The organism is Pseudomonas multiresinivorans, assembly GCF_012971725.1.
Lineage (GTDB): Bacteria > Pseudomonadota > Gammaproteobacteria > Pseudomonadales > Pseudomonadaceae > Pseudomonas > Pseudomonas multiresinivorans.
This window is the reverse complement of sequence record NZ_CP048833.1, coordinates 3529189-3546331: the sequence shown is the minus strand read 5'-3', so window position 1 is coordinate 3546331 and position 17143 is coordinate 3529189. Positions and strand designations below refer to the sequence as shown.

Here is a 17143-nt window from a genome sequence, read left to right as displayed (position 1 = left end):
CCGGCAGGCAACGCCAGAAGCCCCGAACCGCAAGCCCTCCAGCCCAATTCGCAAAGCCTGGCACAGCGGTTGCTCTGAGCCTTGCAAGCCGTGGCGAACGATCCGCGGCACCAACAAGAATCGGAGAACCTCCATGAGATCGATTGGCCTGTCTGTGCCTTCCGTTCGCCTGCAACCCGCCCTGCGTCATTCCCTGCTGACCGCCTCGCTGCTGATGGCCGGTCTGTCCGCCAACCTGCAAGCCGCCGAGAAGCCGGCCAACGTCGATGGCCAGCGCATCGCTGCCGCCGACAAGGAGCCGGGCAACTGGATGACCACCGGCCGCACCTACGACGAGCAGCGCTACAGCCCGCTCAAGCAGATCGACCAGAGCAACGTCGGCGGCCTGGGGTTGGCCTGGAGCCATAAGCTGGACATCGACCGCGGCGTGGAAGCCACGCCCATCGTGGTCGATGGCGTCATGTACACCACCGGGCCGTTCTCCATCGTCTATGCGCTGGACGCCCGCACCGGCGAGCAACTCTGGAAGTACGACCCGCAGTCCGACCGCAGCCGTGCCGGCGAGGCCTGCTGCGACGCGGTGAACCGTGGCGTGGCGGTGTGGAAGGGCAAGGTCTATGTCGGCGTGCTCGATGGTCGCCTGGAGGCCATCGACGCCAAGACCGGCAAGCGCGTGTGGAGCGTCGATACCCGCACCGATCCATCGCGCAGCATCACCATCACCGGCGCGCCGCGCATCGTGAAGGGCAAGGTGATCATCGGCAACGGCGGCGCCGAGTTCGGCGTGCGCGGCTACATCACCGCGTACGACGCCGAGACCGGCAAGCAGGACTGGCGCTTCTTCACCGTGCCCGGTGACCCCAAGGAAATGCCCAAGGGCAAGGGCATGGAGATCGCCGCCAAGACCTGGTTCGGCGACAACTTCTACAAGCAGGGCGGTGGCGGCACCGTGTGGGATTCCATGTCCTACGACCCCGAGCTGAACCTGCTGTACATCGGCGTCGGCAACGGCTCCTCGTGGAACCCGCGCATCCGCAGCGAAGGCAAGGGTGACAACCTGTTCCTCTCGTCCATCGTCGCGATCAACCCCGACAACGGCGAATACGTCTGGCACTACCAGACCACGCCGGGCGACGCCTGGGATTACACCGCCACCCAGCACATCATGCTGGTGGACCTGGAAATCGACGGCAAGCAGCGCAAGGTGCTGATGCAGGCACCGAAGAACGGCTTCTTCTACGTCATCGACCGCGAGACCGGCGAGTTGCTCTCGGCGAAGAACTTCATCCCGATCAACTGGGCCACCGGCATCGACATTAAGACCGGCCGGCCGATCCGCAATGAGAAGGTCGCCGAGTACTGGAAGGACCCGCAGAAGAAGGCGCGGCTGATCCAGCCGGCGTTCTGGGGCGCCCACGACTGGCAACCGATGTCGTACAACCCCAATACCGGGCTGGTCTACATCCCGGCGCACATCATGTCGGCGATGTATCAGGACGTCGACGGCGCGCCGCCGCGCTCCAAGTTCAAGAGCATCTACCAGCTCGACGTCAACACCGGGATGATGCCTGAGGACCCGGAGGGCCTGCGCAAGATCGCCGACACCTGGACCGGCAAGCTGATCGCCTGGGACCCGGTGAAACAGGAAAAACGCTGGGAAGTGCCCTACAGCACCATCTTCAACGGCGGCACCCTGAGCACCGCCGGCAACCTGGTATTCGAAGGCACCGCCGACGGCCGCGTGGTGGCCTACGCCGCCGAGACTGGCAAGAAGCTCTGGGAGTCCCCGGCGAACACCGGCGTGATGGCTGCGCCGATCACCTATGAAGTGGACGGCGAGCAGTACGTGACCTTCATGGCCGGCTGGGGCGGCGCCTTCTCCACCTTCGCCGGCGCCCTGTCGCTGCGCGCCGGGGTCAAGCCCAACGCTCAGGTGCTGACCTACAAGCTCGGCGGCACCGCCAAGCTGCCGGACATCAACTACAAGTGGGCCGACCGCAAGCCCGAGCCGCCGGAGCTGACCGGCACCACCGCGCAGATCGACCAGGGCCGCGAGCTGTTCAATTCCAGCTGCTCGCAGTGCCACGGCATCAACGCCATCAGCGGCGGCGTGGTGCCCGACCTGCGCACCCTCAGCGCGGAAAACCACCAGCGCTTCCTCGGCATCGTCTATGGCGGCCGTATCCCCGACGGCATGCCTTCGTTCCAGGGCCATCTCGACCTGCAACAGGCCGAGGCCGTGCACCAGTACCTGATCAAGCGCGCCTACGACCTCAAGGAACAACTGGCCGGCGCGCAGAAGACCGCTGCCAAGTGATGGCTCCCCAAGAAACAGCCCAGCAGGAGACTGATTCATGACCGAAGTAACGACCTACCAGCACTACATCGACAACCGCTTCGTCGCCGGCGAGCCGTTGATCGAGGTGCACAACCCGGCCAACGGCGAGCTGCTGGCACGCATCCCCGAGGCCAGTGCTGCCCAGGTGGACAGCGCCATCGACGCCGCCCGCAAGGCGCAGAAGGGCTGGGCAGCCAAGCCTGCCATCGAGCGTGCCGGCTACCTGCGCCGGATTGCCGAGAAGGTACGTGCCAACGCGCCGCGCCTGGCGAAGATCATCACCGCCGAGCAGGGCAAGGTGCCGGCACTGGCGGAAGTGGAGGTCAACTTCACCGCCGACTACCTCGACTACATGGCCGAATGGGCGCGCCGCCTGGAAGGCGAGGTGCTGACCAGCGACCGCGCCGGCGAGCACATCTTCCTGCTGCGCAAGCCGCTGGGTGTGGTAGCCGGCATCCTGCCGTGGAACTTCCCGTTCTTCCTCATCGCCCGGAAGATGGCGCCGGCGCTGCTGACCGGCAACACCATCGTCGTCAAGCCCAGTGAAGAAACGCCGATCAACTGCTTCGAGTTCGCCCGCCTGGTGGCGGAAACCGACCTGCCCACCGGCGTGTTCAACGTCGTCGGCGGCACCGGGGCCAGCGCCGGCAGTGCGCTGACCAGCCACGCCGGCGTCGACCTGATCAGTTTCACCGGAAGCGTCGCCACCGGTTCGCGGATCATGGCCGCGGCCGCGCCGAACATCACCAAGCTGAACCTGGAACTGGGCGGCAAGGCGCCGGCCATCGTCCTTGCCGACGCCGACCTGGAGCTGGCGGTAAACGCCATCAAGGCCTCGCGGGTGATCAACACCGGGCAGGTGTGCAACTGCGCCGAGCGCGTCTACGTGCAGCGCCAGGTGGCCGACCAGTTCATCGAGAAGATCGCTGCCGCCATGGCCGCCACCCGATTCGGCGACCCGAACGTGCAGGCCGACCTGGACATGGGCCCGCTGGTCAACCGCATCGGCCTGGACAAGGTTGCGCAGATGGTCCGCACGGCGACCGGGCAGGGCGCCCAGGTCATCACCGGCGGCGCGGTGGCCGACCTGGGCCAGGGCTTCCACTACCAGCCCACCGTGCTGGCTAGCTGCAAGGGCGACATGGAGATCATGCGCAAGGAAATCTTCGGCCCGGTGCTGCCGATCCAGGTAGTGGACGACCTCGACGAGGCCATCGCCCTGGCCAATGACAGCGACTACGGCCTGACCTCGTCGATCTACACCCGCAACCTCGGCGCCGCGCTCAAGGCCAGCCGCGAGCTGGACTTCGGCGAGACCTACATCAACCGCGAGAACTTCGAGGCGATGCAGGGCTTCCATGCCGGCACGCGCAAGTCCGGCATCGGCGGCGCGGACGGCAAGCATGGGTTGTACGAGTACACGCATACCCATGTGGTGTATGCGCAGGAGTGAGCTGACGGCTATCTCGAGCCCGGGCTTGGACTCTCTCCCTGAAGGGAGAGGTGACTGGATCAGTGTGAGGCGCAACCACGGTTTTTTCCTGATCCAAACGTGCCAGGAAAACACGGCGGGGACGCTTCCCTCGAATACCCCCTCTCCCTTCAGGGAGAGGGCGGGGGAGAGGGTGTCAAGACGCGCACAGAGTTTCCTGGGAAAGGGAATGCTGTCTCCGTAAATGCATCACCGTTTCGACTGGGCGGGCCGTCCTTGCCAGGTGCGGTCCGCTCCTTTTTCCCTGCGCCTGCAGGTGGCCGTTGCGTAGAGCGGGTTAGCCAGCTGATCAGCGGACGCAGGGAAAAGGGAAAAGGGAAAGGATCAATACAGCGCATTGGGCTGCACGATGCCGTGCTTCTTCATCTTCCGATACAGGGTCGACCGGGCAATGCCGAACTGTTCCGCTACCGCACTGATGTTCCATTGTCGCTCGCGCAGCACGGCCAGCAAGTGGCGGGCTTCGTCATCGTCCAGGCGGGCGGCGAGGGCGCCATTCTGCGGTTCCGGCATGGCCATGACGGCGGGAGTCGCCTGATGCAATTCCATCGGCAGGCAGTCCAGGTCGATGCGGCCGTCCTCGGCGAGGGCGGCGGCATAGCGCAGGCAGTTCAGCAATTGGCGGATGTTGCCCGGCCAGGGATGGCTGCGCAGCTGTTCGCGTACGCCGGCGTCCAGGCGCAGGTTGCCGCCCAGGCCAGCCAGCAGGCTGTCGATCAGCGCCTCGCGGTCGCTGCGTTCGCGCAGGGCCGGCAACTGCAGGGTCATGCCGGCGAGGCGGTAGAACAGGTCTTCGCGGAAGCCCTTGGTGCGGATCATCTCGGCCAGGTTCTGGTGGGTGGCGGAGACCACTTGCACGTCCAGCGCCACCGGCGCTTCAGCGCCCAGCGGGAGGATTTCCCGCTCGGCCAGCACGCGCAGCAGGCGCGTCTGCAGGTGAGCCGGCATGTCGCCGATCTCGTCGAGGAACAGGGTGCCGCCATTGGCCAGCTCCAGCTTGCCCTTCATGCCTTTCTTGCTGGCGCCGGTGAAGCTGCCGCCGCGGTAGCCGAAGAGTTCGCTCTCGATCAGGCTTTCCGGGATTGCCGCGCAGTTCAGCGCGACGAAGGGCCCGGCATGCCGCGCGCTGGCCTGGTGGATGGCACGGGCAAAGGCTTCCTTGCCGGTGCCGGTCTCGCCGGTCACCAGGATGGAAATGCCCTTGTCGAGCACCCTGCGCAGCTTGTGCACGCCGTCCTGCAGGCGCGGGTCGGTGCCGGCGAGGCGGGTGAGATCGGGATGTTCCGGGCTGTTCGAGCCGCTACGCAGGGGCGTACTGCGGCGTGGAGGGCTGGCCGGTGTGCGCAGGCCGACGTCCACCAGCGCATGGTCGGCCAGGGTGCGCAGGCGGATGCCGCGCGCGCCGCCCTTGCTCAGGTCCAGCAACTGATCGACATCCGCCTCCAGCAACTGCTCGATGCGGCTGCCCAGCAGCTCGCCCCGGCTGGCGGTGAAGGCGGCGTGGTTGGCGCCGATCACCCGGCCCTGTTCGTCGAGGGCGATGAGCTGTTCGTTCGCCAGGTCCGACACCTCGTCGCGGGCCTTCACCGAGAGGGTCAGGCGGTCGCGGTAGCGCTGGCGGAAGCTGGCGTTCTCGATCAGCCGGGCATACAGGATCACCAGTTGCAGCGTCAGGTACTGCGCGTCCTTGGGCCCGTCGTTGTACAGGCAGGTGGCGTTCAGGCAGCCGCGCAGCTGGTGTTGCGCATCGAAGATCGGCGCCACCGAGCAGCTCAGGCGGAAGTTGCTGACCAGGAAGTGCTCCTGGCGGTGGATGGTCAGCGCCTCGCCGGCAGCCAGGGCGGTGCCGATGCCGTTGGTGCCGGCGATGGATTCGTCCCAGCGCGCACCGACGATCAGCCCGGCCTGGGTGTAGCGGTCGCGTTCACTGGGCAGGCGCGCATCGAGGGTGATGCCGTTTTCGTCGCTGAGCAGCACCGCGAAGCCAGCCGGCAGCACGCGCCGGGCGAGGCCGGTGACGCCCTGGCTGGCGATGGCCAGGTAGTCCTGGTGCAGGCTCTGGTGCTCGCGGATTTCCCCGGCGGTGAGGATGTGTTTTTCCGCCCGTGCGCGGGGGTCGAGATGGTGCTCCATCACACTGCGGTACCAGGAGCGCGCGATGGCGCCCTCGGGCTGGATATCACGTTCGCCGAAGTGATCGGCGATGAAGGCGGCAAGGTCGTTCGGGCAGTTTTCCAGGGATTGCGGGTGCATGGTCACTCCCGGCGGCCGTCAGTCGGACTGCGGCGCATTGTTTTTGTAGGGGATCGGCTTCGTGTGGGACCGATCCTAGGACTGAGGCTCTTGGGATTGGACAGTCTAGACCGGTCGGTCACGGGCGACGAGAGCCCGAGCAAGGCCTGTGCCGAATCACATGGCGTGGGGCGCCGAACCCCGCGCCAGACCGCCCGCCGCCCAAGGGCGCGGGCGCAACCGGGCAATGGCTGTCGCAGCGATGGGACAGTTGTAGCGGCGGGGCGCGACAGCTGTCGCCGGCCCGCTACCAAATCAGGGGGGAATCTCCTTCGAAAGTATCATTCGGAGCCTTCCCCCCTGGTGTTTAACTCGACCTGCCGGTTTTGCCGGCACCATGCCTAACAAAAAGAGGACAGACCCATGTGGACCAAGCCTAGCTTCACCGACCTGCGCCTTGGCTTCGAAGTGACCCTGTACTTCGCCAACCGCTGATCCACTCGGCCCCGGTCCGCCGGGGCCCCTGCCCACGGGGCACTGTCATGCACATCCGAATTCTCGGGTCGGCCGCCGGCGGCGGCTTTCCCCAGTGGAACTGCAATTGCCGCAACTGTCGCGGCGTACGCGACGGCAGCGTGATCGCGCAGCCACGCAGCCAATCCTCCATCGCGCTGTCCGACGACGGCGAGAACTGGATTCTCTGCAACGCATCCCCCGACATCCGCGCCCAGCTGGCGTCCTTCCCGGCCCTGCAGCCGGCGCGGCGCCTGCGCGATTCGGCAATTGCCGCCATCGTCCTGCTGGACAGCCAGATCGACCACACCACCGGCCTGCTCAGCCTGCGCGAAGGCTGCCCGCACGAGGTGTGGTGTACGGAGATGGTCCACCAGGACCTGTCCACCGGCTTTCCGCTGTTCCCCATGCTGTCGCACTGGAACGGCGGGCTGAAGCACCAGCTCATCGAATTGGATGCCGAGCCCTTCGTCATCCCGGCCTGCCCGGGCCTGCGCATCACCGCCATCGCCCTGCGCAGCAGTGCACCGCCGTACTCACCGCACCGGGGCAATCCGCATCCGGGCGACAACATCGGCCTGTTCGTCGAAGACACCGCTACCGGCGGCAAGCTGTTCTATGCGCCGGGCCTGGGGCAGGTGGACGACGGCCTGCTGGCCTGGATGCGCCGCGCCGACTGTCTACTGGTGGACGGCACGCTCTGGCGCGACGACGAGATGCGCGTCTGCGAGGTGGGCGACAAGCTCGGCAGCGAGATGGGCCACCTGGCCCAGAGCGGCCCCGGCGGCATGATCGAGGTGCTCGACGGCATCGACGGGCCGCGCAAGGTGCTCATCCATATCAACAACACCAATCCCATCCTCGACATCGCCTCGCCCGAACGCGCCGAACTCGACGCGCGCGGCATCGAGGTGGCGTTCGACGGCATGGGCATCTTCCTGTGACGGCCCTTTCAGAAGGAGCCTCGCGATGACCCGCGAAGCCATGAGCCCCGCCGAATTCGAACAGGCCCTGCGCGCCAGGGGCGCCTGCTACCACATCTTCCACCCGTACCACGTGGCCATGTACGAAGGCCGCGCGACCCGCGAGCAGATCCAGGGCTGGGTGGCCAACCGCTTCTACTACCAGCTGAATATTCCGTTGAAGGACGCGGCGATCCTCGCCAACTGTCCGGACCGCGAGGTGCGCCGCGAATGGCTGCAGCGCATCCTCGATCACGACGGGGCTCCAGGTGAGGAGGGCGGCATCGAGGCCTGGTTGCGCCTGGCTGAATCCGTGGGGCTGGACCGCGAGCAGGTGCTGTCCCAGGAGCTGGTGCTGCCCGGCGTGCGCTTTGCCGTGGACGCCTACGTCAACTTCGCCCGCCACGCCAGCTGGCAGGAAGCGGCCAGCAGCTCGCTGACCGAACTGTTCGCCCCGCAGATCCACCAGTCGCGCCTGGACAGCTGGCCGCAGCACTACCCGTGGATCGACGCCAGCGGCTACGACTACTTCCGCAAGCGCCTGTCGCAGGCGCGCCGCGATGTCGAGCACGGCCTGCGTATCACCCTGGAGCACTACCGCACCCGCGAGGCCCAGGAGCGCATGCTGGAGATCCTGCAATTCAAGCTCGATGTGCTCTGGAGCATGCTCGACGCCATGAGCATGGCCTATGAACTGCAGCGCCCGCCGTACCACACGGTGACGAGCGAGCGCGTATGGCACAGGGGGTTGCTGTGATGAGTCTGCCTTCGCTGGACAGCGTACCGGCGCTGCGCCGGGGGTTTCGCCTGCAATTCGAACCGGCCCAGGGCTGCCACGTGCTGCTCTATCCTGAAGGGATGGTGAAGCTCAACGACAGCGCCGGGGCGATTCTCGGCCGCGTCGACGGGCAAGCCGACGTCGCCGGCATCATCGATGGCCTGCGTGCCGATTTCCCCGGCGTGCCGGGCATCGACGAAGACATCCTGGCATTCCTCGAGGTGGCCTATGCGCAATTCTGGATCGAGCTGCGCTGAGGCGCCGGTAGGGCCGCCGCTCTGGCTGCTGGCCGAGCTGACCTACCGCTGCCCGCTGCAGTGCCCGTACTGCTCTAATCCGCTGGACTTCGCCAGGGGCGGCGAGGAGCTGTCCACCGCACAATGGATCGAGGTGTTCCGCCAGGCCCGCGAGATGGGCGCGGCGCAGCTGGGCTTTTCCGGCGGTGAGCCGCTGGTGCGCCAGGACCTCGCCGAGCTGATCGCCGCGGCGCGTGGGCTGGGTTTCTACACCAACCTGATCACCTCCGGCATCGGCCTCAACGAGAAACGCCTGAAGGAGTTCGCCGACGCCGGGCTCGACCATATCCAGATCAGCTTCCAGGCCGCCGACGAGGAGGTGAACAACCTCCTGGCCGGCTCGCGCAAGGCGTTCGCCCAGAAGCTCGCCATGGCCCGCGCGGTAAAGGCCCATGGCTACCCGATGGTGCTCAACTTCGTTACCCACCGGCACAACATCGACAGCATCGATCGCATCATCGAGCTGTGCATCGAACTGGAGGCGGACTTCGTCGAACTTGCCACCTGCCAGTTCTATGGCTGGGCCGAGCTGAACCGTGCCGGCCTGCTGCCGACCCGCGAGCAGCTGCAGCGGGCCGAGCGCATCACCTCCGAATACCGCGAGCGCCTGGCCGCCGCAGGTAACCCGTGCAAGCTGATCTTCGTGGTGCCGGACTACTACGAGGAACGTCCCAAGGCCTGCATGGGGGGCTGGGGCAGTGTGTTCCTCGATGTCACCCCGGACGGCACCGCGCTGCCGTGCCACAGCGCACGACAACTGCCGGTGAAGTTCCCCAACGTGCGCGAGCACAGCCTGCAGCACATCTGGTACGAGTCCTTCGGCTTCAACCGTTTCCGCGGTGATGCGTGGATGCCTGAGCCGTGCCGTTCCTGCGACGAAAAGGAACGCGACTTCGGCGGCTGCCGCTGCCAGGCCTTCATGCTTACCGGCGATGCCGAAGCCACCGACCCGGTGTGCGCCAAATCGGCCCACCACGGGATCATCCTCGATGCCCGCCGCGAGGCGGAAACCGCCTCCATGCCACTCAGCGCGCTGACCCTGCGCAACGAGCGGGCCTCGCAACTGATCTGCAAGGCCTGAGGATGCACGGCAGCGACTGGAGCGCCGAGCGCGCGGTAGCCGCCGCGGGGGACTTTGCCGAGCTGCACGTGGCCCACGGCGGATTGCTGTGGGCCGCCTTCGACCCTGTCAGTGCGCGCTGCCGGTTGTTCCTGCGCCGCGAAGGACAGAGCCGCGAACTGACGCCACCGGGCTCTTCGGTACGCAGTCGCGTCTACGAATACGGCGGCGGCTCCTGCTGCCCAACTACCGATGGCGTGGCCTGGGTGGAAGAGGGTGACCAGCAGGTGTACTGGTTGCGCCTGGGCGGCACGCCAAGGCCGATTACCCACCGCGATGATTGTCGCTACGGCGACCTCCACTTCGTTCCGGCATGGAATGCACTTTTGGCGGTGGAAGAGGAGAACGGCAGCGCCGGGGTGAGCCATCGTATTGTTCGTCTCGACGCCGATGGCCGGCGCCGGGTGATAGCCTTCGGCGCGGACTTCTACGCATCGCCGGTGGCGGAGCGCAATGGCGAACGTATCGCCTGGGTGGAGTGGGATCGCCCGCACCAGCCCTGGACGCGCACCCGCCTGTGCGAATCCTTCGCCGGCGAAGAGCGTTGTCTGGCCGGGCAGGCCCGCCACGAGTCCATCCAGCAGCCGCGCTTTGCCGAGGATGGGCGCCTGCACTGGCTGAGCGACTGCGCCGGCTACTGGCAGCCGTACCACGAGGTCCTGGGGGCCTTGCCGTGCGCCGCCGCCGATCACGCCAGCGCTCCCTGGCAACTGGGCGGGCACACCTTCCTGCCGCTGCTGCGCGGCAATCTGCTGGCGACCCGTTACGAAGAGGGGCGCGGGGTGCTGGTGCTGTATGACGGACGTGGCGGCGAGCGCCGGTTGGCGGCGGAGTACAGCCGCTTTCGCTCGCTGGCGGCGGATGAGCGCCACTTCTATTGCATCGCCGCTGCACCGGATCGCTTGCCGACGCTGCTGGCGATCCGCCGGGTGGACGGTTCCACCCAGGTACTCGCCGGTGGCGAACGGCCGCTGCCGGAATCCGAATTGTCCCGCGGCGAGGCATTTCACTATCCGGTGGGCGAAGACGAGTGCGGGCACGGGTTCTTCTATCCGGCGCAGGGCAACCGGCCGGCGCCGCCGCTGGTGGTATTCCTACACGGCGGTCCGACCTCCGCCTGTTACCCAGTGTTCGACGGGCGCATCCAGTTCTGGACCCGCCGCGGCTTTGCCGTGGCGGATCTCAATTACCGTGGCAGCAGCGGCCACGGCCGCGCCTATCGCGAGCGCCTGCACCTGGGCTGGGGCCAGGTGGAAGTGGAAGACATCGGCGCAGCATTGGATTGCCTCGGCAACGCCGGGCGCATCGATCGGCAGCGTGTCTTCGTGCGTGGCGCCAGTGCCGGCGGCTATAGCGCACTGATGGCGCTGGCGCGGCTGGACGGTCTGCGCGGGGGCGCCAGCCTGTATGGCGTCAGCGATCCGCAGGCACTGGCGCGGGTGACCCACAAGTTCGAGGCGGACTACCTGGACTGGCTGATCGGAGATCCGCAGCAGGACGCCGGGCGTTACCGCGAGCGAACTCCGGTGCTGCTGGCCGGGCAGATCAAGGTGCCGGTGATCTTCTTCCAGGGCGAACTGGACGCGGTGGTGGTACCGGCGCAGACCGACGCGATGGTCGAATCCCTGCGCCGGCGCGGCGTGCCGGTGGAAGTGCATCGCTATGCCGGGGAGCGCCATGGCTTCCGCCAGGCCGCCAATCTTGCCCACGCGCTGGAGGCGGAGTGGCGTTTCTACCAGGCGCTGCTGGAGGTCTGAACCGTCTTCCAAGGTCGCATTGCAATACCTGACGGATACAGTAGGCTGCCGGAAATATCCCATAACAATAACGACAGAGCCCCCGATGCCTCACGAGCTCAGCCAACTGCGCAAATTCGTCTCGCCTGAGATCATTTTCGGTGCCGGATGCCGGCACAATGTCGCCAACTACGTGAAAACCTTCGGTGCGCGCAAGGTGCTGCTGGTGTCGGACCCAGGGGTAGTCGCCGCCGGTTGGGTCGCCGATATCGAGGCCAGCCTGGCCGCCCAGGACATCCCCTTCTGCCGCTACACCGATGTGTCGCCCAACCCGCGCGTGGAGGAGGTGATGCGCGGCGCCGAGGTCTACCGCAGCGAAGGCTGCAACGTGATAGTCGCGGTCGGCGGTGGCAGCCCGATGGACTGCGCCAAGGGCATCGGCATCGTCGCCGCCCACGGCCGCAACATCCTCGAGTTCGAAGGCGTGGACACCCTGCGTGTGCCCAGCCCGCCGCTGATCCTGATCCCGACCACCGCCGGTACTTCGGCGGACGTCTCGCAGTTCGTGATCATTTCCAACCAGGACGAGCGGATGAAGTTCTCCATCGTCAGCAAGGCCGTGGTGCCCGATGTGTCGCTGATCGACCCGGAAACCACCCTGACCATGGACCCATTTCTCTCCGCGTGCACCGGCATTGACGCCCTGGTGCATGCCATCGAGGCCTTCGTCTCCACCGGCCACGGCCCGCTCACCGACCCCCACGCGCTGGAGGCGATGCGGCTGATCAACGGCAATCTGGTGCAGATGATCGCCAATCCGGCGGACATCGCCCTGCGCGAGAAGATCATGCTGGGCAGCATGCAGGCCGGGCTGGCGTTCTCCAACGCGATCCTCGGCGCGGTCCACGCCATGTCCCACAGCCTGGGCGGCTACCTCGACCTGCCGCACGGGCTGTGCAATGCCGTGCTGGTGGAGCACGTGGTGGCGTTCAATTACAGCGCCGCGCCCGAGCGCTTCAAGGTGATCGCCGAGACCTTCGGCATCGACTGCCGGGGCATGACCCACGCGCAGATTCGCCAGCGTCTGGTGGAACACCTGATCGCCCTGAAGAATGCTGTGGGCTTCCACGAAAGCCTCGGCTTGCACGGTGTCGGCAGCTCGGACATTCCGTTCCTCTCGCGCCACGCCATGCAGGACCCGTGCATCCTTACCAACCCTCGCGAATCCAGCCTGCGCGATGTCGAGGTGGTGTATGGCGAGGCCCTCTGACGAGCAGCAGCAACAAGCCCTGGCCGGGCTGCTCGGGCTGGGCAGCCATTCCGCGCGCAAGAGCCATTATCCCGAGCTGGTGGCGCGCCTGGACGAGCTGGAAGCCGAGCGCAACCGCTACAAATGGCTGTTCGAGCACGCCGTCCACGGCATCTTCCAGGCCAGCCTGAGCCAGGGCCTGCGCGCCGCCAACCCTGCGCTGGCGCGGATGCTCGGCTACGACGATCCGCAACAGGTGTTGTGGAGCCTCGCCGATATGGCCAGCCAGCTGTTCGTCGAGGGCGAAGCGGAGATGCGCCGCATCCTGGCGCTGTTGCGCGAGCGCGATGGCTTGTTCGGTTATGAGACTCGCCTGCGTCGCCGCGATGGCAGCCACGTCATCGTGCTGATGAACCTGCTGATCAAGCCCGATGAAGAGGGGCTGGTGGAAGGCTTCGTTGCCGACATCACCGAGCGCGTGCTGGCCCAGCAGCGCCTGCAGAGCCTCAACGAGGAACTGGAACAGCGCGTCGCCGCCCGCACCCGCGAGCTGGAAGGGCTGAACCAGCAGTTGCGCGAGGCCCGCGACGCTGCCGAGGCCGCCAACAACAGCAAGGACAAGTACCTCGCCGCCGCCAGCCACGACTTGCTGCAACCGCTGAACGCCGCGCGCCTGCTGGTTTCCACCCTGCGCGAACGCAAGTTGCCGGGCTCCGAGCAGGTGCTGGTCGAGCGTACGCACCAGGCGCTGGAAGGCGCCGAGGACCTGCTCACCGACCTGCTGGATATCGCCCGCCTGGACCAGAGCGCGATCCGCCCGGACCTGGATGTCCATCCGCTGGATGAGCTGCTCGGTCCGCTGGTTTCGGAGTTCGACGAAGTGGCGCGCGCGGCGGGGTTGCGCCTGCGTTCACGGATACCGGCGCTGGCGGTGCGCACCGATCACCGCCTGCTGTCGCGCATCCTGCGTAATTTCCTCAGCAATGCCTGCCGGTACACCGAGCGTGGCAGCGTGATGCTGGCGGCTCGCCGACGCGGCGACAAGGTGCGCATGGAGGTCTGGGACACCGGGCGCGGGATTCCGGCGGATCAGCTGCAAGCCATCTTCCTAGAATTCAATCAGCTGGATGCCGGCCGTGCGGCGGAGCGCCGGGGTGTCGGGTTGGGGCTGGCGATCGTCGACCGCATCGCCGGCATCCTCGGTTGCCGCGTGCAGGTGCGCTCGGTGCCGGGGCGTGGTTCGGTGTTCGCCATCGAGGTACCGCTGGTACGCGACCTGCCGCAGCCCGGCCCGGTCGAGAATGGCCCACGCCCGGTCACCGGCGATCCATTGCCCGGTCGGCGCCTGTTGGTGATCGATAACGAAGAGGCGATCCTCCTCAGCATGGCCGCGCTGCTCGGGCAGTGGGGCTGCGAGGTGCTGGTGGCGACGAGCTACGAGGAAGCGCTGAAGGCGCTGGATGGCAAGGCGCCGGAGGTGATCCTGGCCGATTACCACCTGGACCATGGCCGCACCGGCTGCGAGGCGGTGCGCGGGCTACGCGAGCATTTTCGCCGCGAGCTGCCGGCGGTGATGATCACCGCTGACCGCAGCGACGATTGCCGCCGGGCACTGCAGAGGCTGGGGATGCCGCTGCTGAACAAGCCGGTGAAGCCGGGCAAGTTGCGCGCCGCCTTGAGCCTTCTGCTGAGCCACTGACGGCAGGAGTGCCGGTCAGCCGTCCTTGCGTCCAAGCATGCCGTTGACCTTGTCGCGCAAGGCGTCGATGGAGAAGGGCTTGGCGATCATCGACATGCGCGTGGCCAGCTCGCTGCCATCGATCTGGACGATCTCCGCGAAGCCGGTGGCGAACAGGATCGGCAGCTCCGGCCGCGATTCCCGCGCGGCGGCGGCCAGTTCCTCGCCGTTCATGCCTGGCAGGCCCACGTCCGTGAGCAGGAGGTCGATGGCACTGTCGCCCTGCAGGATCGGCAGCGCCTGTTCGGCGTCTTCGGCCTGCAGGACCTGGTAGCCGATCTCCTCCAGCACTTCCACGGTGAGCATGCGCACCAGATCGTTGTCCTCAACCACCAGCACGCAGAGTTGCTGGCTGGTCGACTCGGTGGGGATGACGGGAACGTCGGGGATATTGACCACGGAACTGCCTCTCGGGAAGTAAAGTGTGACGCAGGTGCCCTGGCCAGGCTCGCTGCGCAGGCGGATATGACCGCCGGACTGTTTGATGAAGCCATAGACCATCGACAGGCCCAACCCGCTGTTCGGGCCGATGCCCTTGGTGGTGAAGAAGGGGTCGAAGACGTGCGCCAGGGTCGACTCGCTCATGCCCTGGCCACTGTCCTGCAGGGTCAGCCCCAGGTAGTCGCCGGCCGGCACGTCATGGTCGCCGACGGCGATCTCCTGCCGCTGCAGGGTGATCTCCAGCCTGCCGCCGCCGGGCATGGCGTCGCGGGCGTTTTCTACCAGGTGAAGCATCGCCTTGTGCAGTTGGTCGCTGTCGGTCAGCACGCTTGGCTCGTCAGCCAGGACGAGCGTCAGGGCGACGTCCGGGCCGGCGCGTTCAAGCAGCTCGCCCTGCCAGTCGCGCAATTGCTGGCCGAGGTCCACCGGATGCATGGCCAGGGCCTGGCGACGGGCGAAGGCGAGCAGGTTGTGGGTCAGCTCGGCGGCGCGCTCGGTAGCCTGGGTGGCGGCATGGAGGATATGGCCCAGTTCCGGCTGTGCATTGGCCGGCGCACGCCGGGTGATCAGGTCGAGGCTGAAGCGGATGCTGGCCAGCAGGTTGTTGAAGTCGTGGGCGATACCGCCGGTCAACTGGCCGACAGCCTCCATGCGCTGGGCATTGTGCAGCGCGGCCTGCGCCTGCTCCAGCAGCTCGACGCCGCGCTTGTGCTCGGTGATGTCGCGGCCGCAGCCGTAGATCACGCCGTTTTCCTCGGTGGCGTGCCAGGAAATCCAGCGGTAGCTGCCATCGGCATGGCGCATGCGGTTCTCGAAGTGTTGCAGGCGCTCGCCACGGGCCAGCGTGGCGCGGATGTCGATGCTGGGCGTGAGGTCATCCGGATGCACCAGCTCTTCGCTGTTACGCCCGATGAGCTGCTCCTCGCTCCAGCCCAGCAGGCTGCTCCATGCCGGGTTGACGTTGCGCAGGTGACCCTGGTGATCGAGCACGCAGAGCAGGTCCTGGCTCACCGTCCATACGCGATCGCGTTCCAGTGTGCGCTGGCGGGCTTCTTCCTGCACCGCTTCCTTCAGCCGCCGTTCTTCCGTGCGCTGGGTGGCGGCGGCCAGGGCGTGGCCGAGCAGGGCGGCCAGCTCGTTGAAGAAGGTCGCATAGCTTTCGTCCAGGCGCCGGCGCGGGCTGATGCCGAAGACCGCGAGGCTGTCGCCGTGACCGTTCAGGGGGGTGGCGTAGGTGCTGTCGAGTACCTCCGGCCAGGGCGCGAAGGCGCGCACGTGCTGGCTGCCCAGGGGCGACTGGTGAGCCTCCTTCAAGCCGTTGAACAGGTGCAGCGGGTCGTCTTCGAGCGTCAGTTGCGCGGGCGCGAAGCGGTCGTTGGTGTCGGTGCCGCAGGCGCCGAGCAGGGTGCCGGCGCGGTAGAGCAGGCAGAACGGCACGTCATGGCTGGCTTCGGCAAGCAGGGTGAAGGCCTGGGCGCAGATCTGCTCGCTGTCGTCGACCTGCCCCAGGCGCTCGGCGAGGCGAGTGAGCAGGCGCTGGCGGCGCTGCTCGATGACATTGCCGGTGGTTTCCACCGCGGTATTGAACAGCCCTATGGGCTTGCCGTCCTGGCCGAAGATCGGGCTGACGTTGTAGGTGAAGTAGGCCTCCTCGACATAGCCGAAACGCACCATGGGCAGCAGGCGATCTTCCTCGTGGGCGGCCACGCCGGTCTGCAGGATGCCGTTGTACATGGGGTCGAGGATCGACCAGATATCCGACCAGGCCTCGCGTGCCGGCTGGCCCAGGCAGGCGGGATGCTTGTCGCCGGGAATCGCACTCCAGGCATCGTTGTACAGCAGGATGAATTCCGGGCCCCAGTAGATGCATACCGGCAGGCGCGAATTGAGGCCGACTTCGAGGATACCCTTGAGGATGGCCGGCCACTGGTCCATGGGGCCGAGCGGGGAGGCTGCCCAGTCATGCTGACGGATCAGCGGTGCCATGGCGCTACTGCTGTTGAGGAAACTGCCTGGCGAAATGGGGGGATTCCCCTGGGAGCTTGGCATCGAGCAAACCCTGCGGCCGATTGATCTTCTGTTCCTTGTCGGACGTTGGAAAGGCCCTTTGACAGAAGATTCCACTTTTATCCCCGGCGACGGCAAATAATTCGAACGCTCGCGCGGGATCGGCTGTCAATTGGCCAGCCGGTGTGTAGCCTACAACGCTTCAGGTTATTATTTCTGCTGTTTCAAGAGCATTCTTACA

At 66.6% G+C, this 17143-nt stretch carries 13 protein-coding genes; 11 read left to right on the top strand and 2 right to left on the bottom strand.

Annotated elements, in window-relative coordinates; genetic code table 11:
• Positions 1-133 precede the first annotated feature (133 nt).
• The gene (locus tag G4G71_RS16105; protein WP_169939067.1) at positions 134-2317 is read left to right on the top strand and encodes a PQQ-dependent dehydrogenase, methanol/ethanol family; all 2184 of its coding nucleotides are present in this window, start codon (positions 134-136) and stop codon (positions 2315-2317) included.
• A gap of 37 nt (positions 2318-2354) precedes the next feature.
• On the top strand, positions 2355-3791 hold the full coding sequence (gene aldA, locus G4G71_RS16100) for an aldehyde dehydrogenase (RefSeq protein ID WP_169939066.1): 1437 nt from the start codon (positions 2355-2357) through the stop codon (positions 3789-3791).
• A gap of 363 nt (positions 3792-4154) precedes the next feature.
• On the opposite strand, the gene G4G71_RS16095 is transcribed toward aldA, so the two are convergent.
• Positions 4155-6083, bottom strand: coding sequence for a sigma-54-dependent Fis family transcriptional regulator (locus tag G4G71_RS16095; RefSeq protein WP_169939065.1), 1929 nt, complete (start codon positions 6081-6083; stop codon positions 4155-4157).
• Positions 6084-6485: 402 nt separating this feature from the next.
• Here G4G71_RS16095 and pqqA point away from each other — a divergent pair, with 402 nt between their 5' ends.
• From pqqA to G4G71_RS16055, 8 genes are all read left to right on the top strand, one after another.
• A complete protein-coding gene (gene pqqA / locus G4G71_RS16090) occupies positions 6486-6557 on the top strand; it encodes a pyrroloquinoline quinone precursor peptide PqqA (RefSeq protein ID WP_003106462.1) in 72 nt (23 codons plus the stop codon).
• Between the two features lie 47 nt (positions 6558-6604).
• Complete coding sequence (gene pqqB, locus G4G71_RS16085; RefSeq protein ID WP_169939064.1) at positions 6605-7519, top strand: pyrroloquinoline quinone biosynthesis protein PqqB; 915 nt, start codon at positions 6605-6607, stop codon at positions 7517-7519.
• A gap of 25 nt (positions 7520-7544) precedes the next feature.
• Complete coding sequence (pqqC, locus tag G4G71_RS16080; protein WP_169939063.1) at positions 7545-8294, top strand: pyrroloquinoline-quinone synthase PqqC; 750 nt, start codon at positions 7545-7547, stop codon at positions 8292-8294.
• Entirely contained in the window at positions 8294-8572 is a 279-nt protein-coding gene (gene pqqD / locus G4G71_RS16075) for a pyrroloquinoline quinone biosynthesis peptide chaperone PqqD (RefSeq protein WP_169939062.1), read from the top strand. The genes pqqC and pqqD overlap by 1 nt, the downstream gene beginning before the upstream one ends.
• The gene (gene pqqE, locus G4G71_RS16070) at positions 8544-9692 is read left to right on the top strand and encodes a pyrroloquinoline quinone biosynthesis protein PqqE (protein ID WP_169939061.1); all 1149 of its coding nucleotides are present in this window, start codon (positions 8544-8546) and stop codon (positions 9690-9692) included. The genes pqqD and pqqE overlap by 29 nt, the downstream gene beginning before the upstream one ends.
• Before the next feature lie 2 nt (positions 9693-9694).
• The gene (locus G4G71_RS16065) at positions 9695-11488 is read left to right on the top strand and encodes a S9 family peptidase (protein WP_169939060.1); all 1794 of its coding nucleotides are present in this window, start codon (positions 9695-9697) and stop codon (positions 11486-11488) included.
• A gap of 85 nt (positions 11489-11573) precedes the next feature.
• A complete protein-coding gene (gene ercA, locus G4G71_RS16060; RefSeq protein ID WP_169939059.1) occupies positions 11574-12737 on the top strand; it encodes an alcohol dehydrogenase-like regulatory protein ErcA in 1164 nt (387 codons plus the stop codon).
• Positions 12721-14415, top strand: a complete 1695-nt coding sequence (locus G4G71_RS16055) for a PAS domain-containing hybrid sensor histidine kinase/response regulator (protein WP_169939058.1) — start codon at positions 12721-12723, stop codon at positions 14413-14415. Before ercA ends, G4G71_RS16055 begins: the two co-directional genes overlap by 17 nt.
• Before the next feature lie 15 nt (positions 14416-14430).
• On the opposite strand, the gene G4G71_RS16050 is transcribed toward G4G71_RS16055, so the two are convergent.
• Entirely contained in the window at positions 14431-16881 is a 2451-nt protein-coding gene (locus G4G71_RS16050) for an ATP-binding protein (protein ID WP_169939057.1), read from the bottom strand.
• Between G4G71_RS16050 and G4G71_RS16045 the strand changes: the two genes are divergently transcribed.
• Positions 16880-17044, top strand: coding sequence for a hypothetical protein (locus G4G71_RS16045; RefSeq protein WP_169939056.1), 165 nt, complete (start codon positions 16880-16882; stop codon positions 17042-17044). The two genes, G4G71_RS16050 and G4G71_RS16045, sit on opposite strands and share 2 nt — an antisense overlap.
• Positions 17045-17143: the final 99 nt, after the last annotated feature.

What these genes read in the sequence shown, in the direction of transcription:
- pqqC (WP_169939063.1), top strand. Translation starts at nt 7,545, where the DNA reads ATGACCCGCGAAGCCATGAGCCCCGCCGAATTCGAACAGGCCCTGCGC.
- ercA (WP_169939059.1), top strand. Translation starts at nt 11,574, where the DNA reads ATGCCTCACGAGCTCAGCCAACTGCGCAAATTCGTCTCGCCTGAGATC.
- aldA (WP_169939066.1), top strand. Translation starts at nt 2,355, where the DNA reads ATGACCGAAGTAACGACCTACCAGCACTACATCGACAACCGCTTCGTC.
- G4G71_RS16050 (WP_169939057.1), bottom strand. Translation starts at nt 16,881, where the DNA reads ATGGCACCGCTGATCCGTCAGCATGACTGGGCAGCCTCCCCGCTCGGC.
- G4G71_RS16065 (WP_169939060.1), top strand. Translation starts at nt 9,695, where the DNA reads ATGCACGGCAGCGACTGGAGCGCCGAGCGCGCGGTAGCCGCCGCGGGG.
- G4G71_RS16045 (WP_169939056.1), top strand. Translation starts at nt 16,880, where the DNA reads ATGGCGCTACTGCTGTTGAGGAAACTGCCTGGCGAAATGGGGGGATTC.
- pqqB (WP_169939064.1), top strand. Translation starts at nt 6,605, where the DNA reads ATGCACATCCGAATTCTCGGGTCGGCCGCCGGCGGCGGCTTTCCCCAG.
- G4G71_RS16105 (WP_169939067.1), top strand. Translation starts at nt 134, where the DNA reads ATGAGATCGATTGGCCTGTCTGTGCCTTCCGTTCGCCTGCAACCCGCC.
- G4G71_RS16095 (WP_169939065.1), bottom strand. Translation starts at nt 6,083, where the DNA reads ATGCACCCGCAATCCCTGGAAAACTGCCCGAACGACCTTGCCGCCTTC.
- pqqD (WP_169939062.1), top strand. Translation starts at nt 8,294, where the DNA reads ATGAGTCTGCCTTCGCTGGACAGCGTACCGGCGCTGCGCCGGGGGTTT.
- G4G71_RS16055 (WP_169939058.1), top strand. Translation starts at nt 12,721, where the DNA reads ATGGCGAGGCCCTCTGACGAGCAGCAGCAACAAGCCCTGGCCGGGCTG.
- pqqE (WP_169939061.1), top strand. Translation starts at nt 8,544, where the DNA reads ATGCGCAATTCTGGATCGAGCTGCGCTGAGGCGCCGGTAGGGCCGCCG.